Annotated in this window: 10 protein-coding genes; 8 read left to right on the top strand and 2 right to left on the bottom strand. The window is 34.8% G+C overall.

Translation table 11 applies throughout. The features are described from left to right. The first annotated feature begins 319 nt into the window (after positions 1-319). From NBX25_RS20955 to NBX25_RS20935, 5 genes are all read left to right on the top strand, one after another. The gene (locus tag NBX25_RS20955; RefSeq protein WP_123908972.1) at positions 320-1,912 is read left to right on the top strand and encodes a GNAT family N-acetyltransferase; all 1,593 of its coding nucleotides are present in this window, start codon (positions 320-322) and stop codon (positions 1,910-1,912) included. Positions 1,913-1,938: 26 nt separating this feature from the next. After that, a complete protein-coding gene (locus NBX25_RS20950; RefSeq protein WP_123908971.1) occupies positions 1,939-3,228 on the top strand; it encodes a lysine N(6)-hydroxylase/L-ornithine N(5)-oxygenase family protein in 1,290 nt (429 codons plus the stop codon). Between the two features lie 3 nt (positions 3,229-3,231). After that, on the top strand, positions 3,232-5,598 hold the full coding sequence (locus NBX25_RS20945; protein ID WP_250255285.1) for a TonB-dependent receptor: 2,367 nt from the start codon (positions 3,232-3,234) through the stop codon (positions 5,596-5,598). A 10-nt stretch (positions 5,599-5,608) separates the two neighbouring features. Beyond that, positions 5,609-6,889, top strand: coding sequence for a DUF4374 domain-containing protein (locus NBX25_RS20940; protein ID WP_250255284.1), 1,281 nt, complete (start codon positions 5,609-5,611; stop codon positions 6,887-6,889). Between the two features lie 289 nt (positions 6,890-7,178). Continuing rightward, complete coding sequence (locus NBX25_RS20935; protein WP_250255283.1) at positions 7,179-8,723, top strand: serine hydrolase; 1,545 nt, start codon at positions 7,179-7,181, stop codon at positions 8,721-8,723. 222 nt (positions 8,724-8,945) lie between these two features. Here NBX25_RS20935 and NBX25_RS20930 read toward each other — a convergent pair whose 3' ends face one another. Together NBX25_RS20930 and NBX25_RS20925 are read right to left on the bottom strand one after the other, a co-directional pair. Then, positions 8,946-9,839 (bottom strand): archaemetzincin, encoded by an 894-nt coding sequence (locus tag NBX25_RS20930; RefSeq protein WP_250255282.1) that lies wholly within the window; start codon positions 9,837-9,839, stop codon positions 8,946-8,948. Next, entirely contained in the window at positions 9,820-10,296 is a 477-nt protein-coding gene (locus tag NBX25_RS20925; protein WP_123908967.1) for a SixA phosphatase family protein, read from the bottom strand. The genes NBX25_RS20930 and NBX25_RS20925 overlap by 20 nt, the downstream gene beginning before the upstream one ends. 115 nt (positions 10,297-10,411) lie before the next feature. Between NBX25_RS20925 and ruvX the strand changes: the two genes are divergently transcribed. The 3 genes from ruvX (at position 10,412) to NBX25_RS20910 (ending at position 12,031) form a co-directional block, all read left to right on the top strand. Next, entirely contained in the window at positions 10,412-10,828 is a 417-nt protein-coding gene (gene ruvX / locus NBX25_RS20920; RefSeq protein ID WP_123908966.1) for a Holliday junction resolvase RuvX, read from the top strand. Then, a complete protein-coding gene (gene def, locus NBX25_RS20915) occupies positions 10,825-11,397 on the top strand; it encodes a peptide deformylase (protein WP_123908965.1) in 573 nt (190 codons plus the stop codon). The genes ruvX and def overlap by 4 nt, the downstream gene beginning before the upstream one ends. Before the next feature lie 76 nt (positions 11,398-11,473). Next, positions 11,474-12,031, top strand: coding sequence for a DUF5606 family protein (locus tag NBX25_RS20910; RefSeq protein ID WP_123908964.1), 558 nt, complete (start codon positions 11,474-11,476; stop codon positions 12,029-12,031). Positions 12,032-12,080 lie beyond the last annotated feature (49 nt).

Below are 12,080 nucleotides of genomic sequence, written 5' to 3'. Positions count from 1 at the left end.
ACAAAAATATAAATTTTACTTTTTGAAAAATATAATCATTAAATTTACGTAAAAAAGTAATATAAATATAATATGCAGTTTCAAGGGCAAATTTTAAAAATGATAAGCTACGATGCTAAACCCATCCTTGGAAATTGGTGATCGTAAAAACAGATGTATTCACTTTTTGGTGTATTAAATGGGTTTTATTTTTAATTTTAATTAACTGTTTATCAGTGTTTTGAATTGTTCATTTTCAGTATTTTAAATAATTTTTTTGATGATAAGAAAATATGTATATATTTGTCTTAATTTTTATTTAATCTAAACAAAAATAATAATGAGTGTCGGTTTATACTTATTGGAAAGCAAAAACTGGTATTATTTTGACCTTATACCAAAGTTTGATGAAGAGTTGTCAACGTTCATGAACGGTTGTTCTGAAAGTAAATTCATCCGAATTAATATTACAGGTAAAGAATCTTATTTAATTGTTCCTGTAAAGCATTTTTCTACTACCGGAGTTCATTACATAGGGAAAGACGTAGGGTATCGAGAAAAGAAAATGGGCGAAGTAGTTAAGATCAGTGCCGAAGAATCCTATAGATTTCTTACTTCTGTTTTTTACGATGGAAATATAACCTTAGAAAATCCGGAAGAGGCTTATGTTAAATTTTTCTCAGAAGAATTTAGTGAGTATTTTGACCAGGGAAATAAAATTGTAAATAGTACAGAGGCTGTTAAAGCAGGATCTATTTTTAAATTCTTTGGCTACGATAATGATAATTTATTGGAGTTTATTTCTAAGAATATTGCCTTAGAAACCAATTATGATAAGAAAGCAGCGATTATACGATGGTTTTCAGAATATACCCATTCGTTGCTAAAGACAGCAGTAGGAAAATATATTGAGGAAGGGATCATCTATAACAGCAATATCGAACATACCTTGATCCATCAGAATACTGATAAGGTAGATGTTAGTTTTGATGAATACAATCCGGATGGAGCTGCTATCAGAACTGAAAAGGCTCAGAATTTTATAAGAACCCATGTGGTTTATTACAATTTATATCCTGTTCTAAGGCATTTGGCTTATTTGGGTTCAATAGAAGAAGAAGTTCTGTATCAAATTATAGATACTGAAATTGATTCTTTGAGAGAGGTTTATGGTGATGCCATGAATTTTATTTACGAAACTATAGAAGCTAGACTTTTCCTGAAGCAGGCTTACAGTCTCAACCAGGACATCTGGAAAGAATATATCAGACAGCATAATTTCCTGATTAATCCTAAACATTATTCCAAAAAACTAATAAAGCCTGATTATGGTGAAATACTGCATAAAAGATATTTCAATAACGGGACTTTAGAAATCACTTTGAGAGCTTTTAATCCGGAAACGGATATGGAATTCCTTCACGAGTGGTCTAATATGGAATACGCGAAGAAGTATTGGGAAATGGATGTGGATCAGCAGGAGTTCGAGGAAGCTTACATCAAACACATGGGAGTAGATTATTCTCATCCTTATATTGGACTTCTGAATGGCAATCCTATTTTTACTTTAGAACTGTATTGGGCAGTAAAAGATGAAGTGGGTAAATATTATCGTTTCAATCCGGGAGATTACGGCTTTCATATGCTTATTGCTCCTGCCAAAGAAAAAATTCCAAACTTTTCAATGAACGCACTAGCCATGTGTATGGAATATTTCTTCTCTTTCCCACAATTGACAAGAATGATAGGCGAGGCCTCTGCATCCCATAAAGGAACTCACAACCTGATTACCAAAGTAGGGTGTGAATTCAACAGGTCACTGGCCCTCCCTTATAAAACATCCAACCTGACTTTCCTTGACCGTGAGAAATTCTATGAAACCACAGAAGATATCTTTAAAAATTCGGTCCTGAAAATAAACATTACAACATAATACTTGAATACTGAAAAAGATAATTTATGAAATATGATATCATTGGTATAGGAATAGGACCATTCAATCTAAGTCTTGCTGCTTTGCTTGAAGAACATGACCTGAAAACCATATTTTTTGATAAAGCACCCAGGTTCGAATGGCACAGTGGTTTGATGATAGACAGGACAACCCTTCAGGTTCCTTTTCTGGCGGATCTGGTAACGATAGTAAATCCCAAAAGCCCTTTTACCTATATCAATTATTTAAGAGAGAAAGGTAAAATTTTCCGCTTCTGCTTTAAGGAAAGCTTTTATGTAACAAGGATGGAATATAACCTTTACTGTAAATGGGTAGCCTCACAAATTGAAAGCCTTAATTTCAGCCATACTGTTACAGAAATAGACTATAATGAAATTCATGAATGTTACGAAGTTTCAGTCATTGATCTTATTAATTGTGAAAAGAAAGTTTATCTTACCGATAAAATTGTACTAGGAGTAGGTTCAATTCCTAATGTGCCTAAAATCACAGAACGTTTCTCTAAAGAACATATTTTCCACTCTTCTGAATACTTACACAGAAAACAATATTTGAAGAAAGGCAGTACTATTACAGTATTGGGCTCCGGGCAAAGTGGAGGTGAAGTCTTTTTTGATCTTCTTACTGCCAGACCGGAATTAGACTTGAAACTAAACTGGGTAACGGCTGCGGATAGATTCTTTCCTATGGAAAATTCGAAATTCACGTATGAATTTACTTCCATGGATTATATTTCCTACTTCAACAGGCTTCCATTAAAGAAAAGAAGAGAAGTGATTAACAAACAGGATATTCTTTATAAAGGAATCAATGATGAATTGATAAGTACAATTTATGATGAACTTTATCATCAGCAGATGAAAGAAGAGCAACCACTTCCTGTTAAAATACTGACCAATAGTTTACTTGAAGAGATGTCATACGATGAAAGCTATACGCTAAATATGAGGCATTTGGAAGAAGAAAAAACGTTTTCAGTAAATACGGATTATCTTATCCTGGCTACGGGTTACCGATATGAGGTTCCCCATTTTTTACAACCTATTGAAGATCGTCTGAACAAGAGCCAAAATGACGGAACATTATTGTCTTCAGAAAACTATACGGTGGATGTCAATGACAATGAGATATTTATGCAGAACGGTTGTGTAGACTCACAAGGGATTATCACATCAGATTTAGGAATGGGGCCTTATAGAAATGCTACCATTATCAACAAAATATTAGGACACGAATATTATCCATTGGAAAAAAACATTGCTTTTCAGCATTTCGGAGCATTAGAAACTATATAAACTATGAAGCGTATATTTTTTCTGATCTCTGCATTTTCTTCCTTAGCATTGGCTGCCTGCCCAATTACCTTAGTTGTTAAAAACATCAAGAATTATAATCATGATGAAGTATATGTAGTCATTAACGGTGAAAAGAAAAAGATTTCAAAACAGGGAACTGTTGATTTTGCTGAGGTTTCTGATGGTCTTGTAAAGGTATCTGTATTGTATCGGAATAAAGCTGTTTATAATGATACGCTGAATATCAATTGTCAAGCACACCAGAAATATGAAATAGAGATTTCAAATGCAAACCGGATTGATGAAGTTTATATCAGAGGTAAAAAGAAACTTGAAAAATTAAAGGAAACACCACTAAGTGTAAAAATCGTTGATATGCAGGCGGTAAAAAGCCAGGCAAACAATATTGGTGAAATACTGAATATGGCGACCGGAGTTAAGCTCCGAACTGAAGGGGGCGTTGGTTCCGCATTTCAGGTCAATCTTGGAGGGCTTCAGGGGAAAGCAGTCAGAATTTTTAGGGATGGTGTTCCCATTGAATTTTATGGACACAGCTTTAATCCTAATGTTTTGTCTCCCAATATGCTTGATAGAGTAGATGTTTACAAAGGGGTAATGCCTATATCGTTGGCATCGGACGCTTTAGGAGGCGGGATTAATTTTATCTCAAAGCCGATACAGAAAGATAACCTTGAAATATCTAATGAGATTGCGTCATTCAGTACCTATAAATCACATCTTAATGCTGTATTTATAGGGAAAAAAGACAGTTTATTTTATATAGGAACCCAGGCTAGCTATGTGTTTTCCAAAAATAATTATAAAATTCTCGGTGAAGTTATTGATCCTGAAACGGCCAATCTTAAAAAAGTGGAAGCCAAAAGATTTCATGACGATACCGAAGCTTCTTATATGGAGGTTTACACCGGAGTAAGGAATAAAAGCTGGGCGAATGATTTTAGAGTAGGACTTATCTATTCTCATTTTTATAAGGAAATTCAGAATGACCTCGAAATGAGAAAACCTTACGGAGAAGCTTTCGCAAAGGAAAGTAATGTGACAGGATATCTTCAGTATAAAAAAATGTTCTTTGATAATCGTCTTAAAGTAGATTTGATGACTGCCTTTGCCAGATATAACAATTCTTTTGTGGACATCAGCAGACGAAGATACAATTGGCTGGGAGAATACACTTTCAGTAATGAAAACAGTGTTGGTGAGATCAATAAAGGGAATGATCTGAAGATGAATTACAATATGTTTCATACAAGGCTCAATGCCGCATTCAGAATCAATAATAATCACAGCCTGGAATTTGGAAATATGTATTTCTATCAAAGAAGGAAGGGAAGTGATCCTTATGGGGCTGTCAATGTATACGGAGATGATGTTCTTAAAACCCCGGCGGTTTACAACAAGAATATTGCAGCACTGGGATTGGTATCTCATTGGCTTGACCGTAAAGTAGAAACTGTACTTGGGGTAAAGAATTATTTCTTCAGTTCTAAAGGATATACTACTGATAAATATAATTTCGCATGGGATTCTGACCGGAGTAAGAATGCCTCTGGATATATGGCTGGTATAAGTTATAAGCCTAAAAACTTTATCCTGAAATTATCCTATGAAAAAGCGGTTCGTCTTCCTGATGAAACTGAAATTTTCGGAGATGGAATTTTAATCAAAGAAAATCTTGATCTGGAGCCGGAAAAAAGTGATAATGTAAATGTTGTTCTGGATTATACTTCATCGAATTATAAACTGAATACGAGTTTAAATCTCTTCTACAGAAACGTCAAAAACACCATATTCATGATACCGGATAATCCTTATGGAAGGTATCAGAACTATTATGACAACAGAATTCTTGGATTAGAGTATGAGATCAATTATCAACCTATAAAAAATCTTCAGACAGGATTCAATTTTACCTACCAGGATATAAGGCTTAAAAACCTTTCCGGTTCTGAAAAGATCTGGGAAGATGCCCGACAGCCGAATATTCCTTACTTATTTGGGAATCATTATCTGAGAGTGAATTTTTCAGATATTCTGAAAATGAAGGATAAGGTGGAGCTGTACTACAACATTAATTATGTGCATCGTTTTCTATTATATCCAGTTCCGAAAAACCTTGAGCCGGGATTGTTTTCTAAAGCAACTATAGCTTCGAGTGACCTTTTGATTCCGAACGACGGGAGACTGGGAATGGTAGATGTAGGGGTAGGAATTACCTATTTCCTTGCAGATCCTAAGCTGGCCATTAATTTTAGCATTAATAATCTTACGAACGAAAGACTGTATGATAATTATAATGCACAGAAACCTACAAGATCATATCATTTGAAATTAACGTATACAATTTTTTAATATTATAATCATGAGAAAATCAAAATCGATTTCAATCATTTTATCTGCATTAAGCCTATTGCTTTTTACCCATTGCAGCAGCGATGACAGTATAGAAGAGCAGAAACAGCCAACCATAACAGCTAAAGACAGCTGGATCATCTATAACAGTACAGCAGGATGGGGAGGAAATATTTATTCATTCTCAGAACTGCCTCAGGGAGAACTTTCATTGGCTGATAAAAAGCCGTTCTACCAGATTGCTTATTCTGCAGGAGGGAAAGCTTTTGGAGAAAACATGTACAGATTGGGAGGAGCCGCTTCTTCAGAAGAAGGATTTTCTAAATTGACAGCAGATAATGCCGGAAATATTTCATCAAAAGGGTTTATTGCTACTCAAAATAATGGATTTGAACCTAATTATCTTGTCGTAAGTGATACAGAAGGATATTATTGGGATGGTTCCAGAGGAATGCTTAAAATCCAAACCTTTAATCCGGGAACTATGCAGCGTACAGGAGAAATTGACCTGTCTTCATTAGCGCAAACTATTGATCCTGCAGTGCTTGAACCAGGAGAAACAGCTTATCAGGCTGCCGGACAATTAATCCTAATAAAAAGAGATGATAAATTGTATCTTGATTTACAGATTGGTAAAAAAGGATCGAACTGGCAGATCAAACCTGTTGTAAAAGAAGTGGCAGTTGCAGTTTATAACCTGACTTCAAAAAAGGTGGAAAATGTTACAAAATATCCTAATACTACCAACTTGGGACTTTTCACTGACCATGTTCTATGGAGTATTGATGAGGTAACCAAAGATATTTATATGGTAGCAGCATCAGATATGAAAGCTCAGGAATCAGCATATTCATCAAAGATTTTAAGAATAAAGAACGGGCAAACTGTCTTCGATGCTGGTTTTGAAATTGATATGAAGAATTATGTACAGCCGGCAGAGTTTAACAGAATCTTCGCTTATAACAATAAAATTTATACTACCATTCCTTCAACAGGTGCATCCTATTATGCAGGAGGCCATGGGGTAAGCTACAGAAATGATATCTGGTTCTGGAACGAAATTGATGTTCAGACGAAGAAGGCTGTAAAACTGGATATTCCGGTAGATAATTTCTACAACTATCAAAACCCATTCTTGTATAAAAACAGAATCTATTTCATGTCTAATAATAAAGCTGATAACTTTTCAGGCTTAAGTTCTTATGACCCGGTTTCTAAAAACACTAAAGTTGAGTTTAAACTTAAAGGAAGCGGAAGATTAATGGGTGTGAATGTCATTTCCAAAAAATAATTTCTTTTTTGTTAGTACAATAAGATCATTTGATTTAACGACAGCCGGGAGAGTTTTCTCCCGGTTTTTTGTGGCGATAAGGAAGGATGCGTAGGGCTGAAAGCTAGGCGTTATCATACCCCGATTATTAAAATTCAACCTGAACTACAAGCTAAGTTTCTAATAACTTCCTTTTATTTATAGTTTAAGAGTATTTCCATCTTTCATCCTTAAGCTTCCCATCATATAAATCACAATTTTATTATTCCATACTCACTTATTTACTAAATTTGGGAAAATTAAAAAAATAATGAAGCAGAAATTTTCTTTTTTCATTTTTCTTTTAACCGTAGGATTAGCAAATGCACAGGTTGAAGAGAAAAAACTGGATGATCTGATCCAAAATACTTTGAAAACTTTTGACGTTCCGGGAATGTCGGTAGGAATTGTAAAAGATGGAAAAATTACCTATTCCAAAGGATTTGGAGTACGTTCTCTTACCTCTAAACAACCAATGGATGATAGTACTTTGGTAGGCATTGCTTCCAATTCCAAAGGTTTTACCTGTGTAGCATTAGCAATTTTAGCAGATGAAGGAAAATTGAATTGGGACGATAAAGTTTCAAAATACATCCCTGAATTTCAAATGTATGATCCTTACGTTTCTCAAAATATTACGATCAAGGATCTTATTACTCACAGAGCCGGACTAGGATTAGGACAAGGAGATTTAATGTTTTTTCCGGAAGGAGGAAGCTTAACCGTTAATGATATTGTTCACAATGTGAGATACCTGAAACCAGAAAACCCTTTCAGAACAACTTTAGATTATAATAATATAATGTTCATCGTTGCCGGTGAAGTAATCCACAGAATTTCAGGATTAAGCTGGGCCGAATTTATTGAGCAGAGAATCATGAAACCGGTAGGAATGACTTCCAGCTTTGGAAGCTACAACAGAGCGAAAGCAGTAACAAATAAAATTGATGCCCACGCTCCTGTAGATGGAAAAGCGATTGCCGTTCCTCACGACTGGAACGAAACCGGAAATGCCGCCGGAGGAATCATGAGTAATATTAAAGACATGACCACCTGGGCAGAATGTTTACTGAATAATTTCACCACCAAAGACGGTAAAAAATTAGTTTCCGATAAAAATGTTCAACAGCTTTGGAGCTTACAGATTCCGGATAAAGTAGCGGCTAAAAACCCTTATGATACAAGTTTCTACGGATATGGGTTAGGTTGGTTCTTAAGTGATGTAAAAGGTCACAAACAAGTACAGCATACAGGTGGATTGATTGGAACTGTAACGCAGTTTACATTAATTCCTGATCTTAAATTAGGAATCGTGGTGTTAACCAACCAACAGTCGGGAGCAGCGTTCAATACCATTACCAATACGGTTAAAGATTCTTACCTTGGAGTGGCAGACAGAAACTGGCTGAAAACGTATGGAGACAGAATGGCAAAAGTGAATACAGAGTACGATAAACAAAAGAAAGAAGCTTTCACCAAATCTGATGCCTTTAAAAAAGAAAAAGCATTGCAACCAAAAGCAGAACAGTTTACAGGAATGTACAACGATGTTTGGTTCGGTGATGTAGACATTGCCCAGCAGGGAAATATTTACAGAATTTCATGTAAAAATTCCCCAAGATTAAAAGGAGAGTTGCTTCCTTATTCCAATAATTCATTCATCATTAAATGGGATGACAGAAGCTATGATGCTGATGCATATATCATATTTGATTATGATGAAAACGGAAAAGCTCAATCAGCAAAATTAAAGGCAATTTCCGATGTCACAGATTTCAGCTTTGACTTTGACGATCTGGATCTGAAAAGAAAGTAGATTGTAAAATCAATGAATATTGAAGAACGGACTTTGGTTCGTTCTTTTTTATTCTTGTAGCTCTCATTGAATATATAAATAAGGTTGCTGTAACAATCCAAACCAGATTTACCCAAGGTTTCTGTGTAATTTGTGAAATCTGTGGGAGATACTACCATCCATCAAAAAAAATTGTCAACCCTCCGGAGGAGGGGAATATAAAATGTGAAAAATGAATGTAGTTTATTGGAGCAGATTGAGATCCTGCTCAGTACGGGCAAGTTCTGAATTGAGATGATGTTTTTCAAAGAAATTTTTTAATTCAAGCAATCGTTTTTTGTTATCATAGGGAATACTTGAGTTGAGTTTTCTCTGGCAGAGAGAACAGGCCCTTGCATAATGAAAATCTGTTTCAGTAAGAGTATTGGTTCCATTCATTACACAATTAGCATTTAGACAATGACTGATCCCAAACATATGTCCAATTTCGTGGGAACTGATCTTCATCAATCTTGTAAGACTCTCATTAAAATTAGAATCTGTAAGGTGCCCGTTGGCAAATCGATAGATTGAAGTAACACCCACTCCATTTTCATAGGATGCAAATCCAAAAACATAGTTCCATTCAGGCTTTGGAAAAAGGTCTCTTTCTGTGATTCCCATAAGTACTATAGCATCTTTTGGCTTTCTTTTCATTAAAACACTATCCAATACATATCCGGCTAATACTTGTTCTTGCTCATCCTTGAAAATTCTTTTTACAGTTTTTGGGAAAATACTGTTGGATATTATTGGTAATATTTTCGTTTCTAGTTGAAAATGAATTTTTAAATATTCTTTAGTGAGTTCAATTTCTTTCTTCTGTAATTCAGTGAATTCACCAATAGGCTGAAGATAAATGGTATTTTTTCCAGGTTCCGGTTTTATCTTTTTTGACCTTTGAAAATCTTCAAATTGCTGAAATCTTTCATCATGATTATACCTCCAGCTTCCAGGTTTGGGAGTGGTAGACAGCTTTACATCATTGATGGCAATTGCTTCAAAATAGGTCTTATTTTTCTTCTGACATGAAAAAAAAAGTATAAAGACTATGACATAAAAAGGGGTAAGGGTGAATTTATATTTTCCCTGGCTCATAAAAGAACAAAAGTTTCTTTCTGGCTCCATCAAATTCAGACCAGGAATCGCAGTCTACTTCAAAACCGGCAACTCCACAGGTTGGAAAATGAAAAATATCTTCAGAAATGGAATTGGCAAAATTGGAAATACCATTATTATGAGAGAAAAGGGCAACTGAATTCACATTGTCATCCAGATCATAAATTACAGATTCAAAATTTCTTTCCGAGGGATTATATAATTTTTCATTCGTAGAACAGTTCAGTTGATACGTTTGATTAAAAATTTTACATGTATTCAGTGCACGGACTGCCGGGCTGGATACAAAATGATCGATAGAAATATTATTGTTTTTCAGGAATCTGGACATGTTCATAGCATCTACCAGGCCTTTGTCTGCCAAAGGTCTGTCAAAATCATCCGTTTCTTCCGGCCAGTCGCTCTTCGCATGTCTTACGAGGATGAGTCTCTTCATATATCTGTTTTTTGGAAGATTAAAATTATAAAAAAAAATATGGAATAAAACATGATTTACATAAAAAAACTGCGTAATGAATAAAATCAGTAAATTTTACTAAATTTGCAGACTTATGGGACAAATCCTTGCAATAGACTACGGAAAAGCCCGTTGCGGCATCGCTGTAACGGATGATATGCAGATTATAGCCAGTGGGCTGGAGACTGTTGAGAACCGTATTTTAATGGAATTTTTGAAAAAATATTTTAGTGAAAATAAGGTAGATGAAGTAGTGATTGGCCTTCCCATAGATTTGAAAGGAAATATTTCGGAGGTGGAAACCGATATTTTAAAATTCATTGAAGAATTTAAAAAAGAATTTTCGGATATTGCAGTCCATCGTTTTGATGAAAGGTTTACTTCCAAAATGGCTTCATTCTTTATTTCCCAAAGTGGAAAAAGTAAGAAGAAAAGACAAGAAAAAGGATTAATAGATAAAGTAAGTGCAACCATCATATTGCAGAATTTTTTAGAACAAAGATTAAGATGATATTACCGATAAGAGCTTTTGGGGATCCTGTTTTGAGAAAAGTGGGAAAAGATATAGAAAAAGATTACCCCGGATTACAGGAACTGATAGATAATATGTTCGAAACGATGTACAGCGCAAACGGAATTGGTCTTGCAGCGCCTCAGATCGGTTTGGATATCCGTATGTTTGTAATAGACGTTACTCCTCTTGCGGATGATGAGGATTATGAGGATATTAAGGATGAATTGGCAGAATTCAGAAAAGTATTCATCAATGCCAGAATCCTTGAAGAATCCGGTGAAGAATGGAAGTTCAATGAAGGCTGTCTGTCTATTCCGGATGTAAGAGAAGACGTGAAAAGAAAAGGGACAATCGTTATTGAATATTATGACGAAAATTTTGTGAAACATACAGAAACTTTTTCCGATATTAGAGCCCGCGTAATTCAACATGAATACGATCACATTGAAGGGATTCTGTTTACCGATCACTTAAGTGCCTTAAAGAAGAAGCTGGTAAAAGGAAAACTATCAAAGATTTCTCAGGGAGACGTAAGTATTGGTTACAAAATGAGATTTCCAAAGTAATTTAAACAAGGATTAAAAGAAACAATAAAAAGCAAAAAGCTTAACGCTGATTGCAGAATTTACAAAAAATAAAATTATGCTGTTAGAAAAAATAATTTCAATTTCTGGAAAACCAGGACTTTACAAATTAGTTTCTCAATTAAGAAACGGATTCATCATTGAAGATGTTACCAACAAGAAAAAAGTAAGCATTGGAAACTCTAGCCAAGTAAGCTTATTAGATAATATTGCAATGTTTACATTTGATAAAGAAGTTCCTTTGTTTGAAGTTTTTGAAAATGTAGCTAAAAATAATGATTATAAAGAGACGATTTCTCACAAATCTTCAGATGCAGATTTGAAAGATTTTATGTTAAGTTCTCTTCCTAATTATGATACTGAAAGAGTATATGCTTCTGATATCAAGAAATTGGCTCAGTGGTATAACATTCTTCACAAAGCAGGATATATCACTCCTGAAAGCTTCGTAAAAGCAGAGCCTGAAACTTTAGATGGTGAGCCTGCAGAAGAAGTAAGCCTAGATATTGATGCTAAAAAAGCTGCTCCAAAAGCAGAAAAGCCGGCTGCTCCAAAAGTAAAAGCTACTTCAGCTGCAAAATCAGCTCCTAAAAGCACACACAGAAAACAAGGATAATTCAATTCTGAATTAACAATACAAAGCCTTGTCAGGAATTTTCTTGACA

The sequence above is a fragment of the Chryseobacterium sp. Marseille-Q3244 genome, from assembly GCF_940807095.1.
Lineage (GTDB): Bacteria > Bacteroidota > Bacteroidia > Flavobacteriales > Weeksellaceae > Chryseobacterium.
Note: the sequence above shows the minus strand (reverse complement) of the source record. Positions and strands in the feature narration are given on the sequence as shown.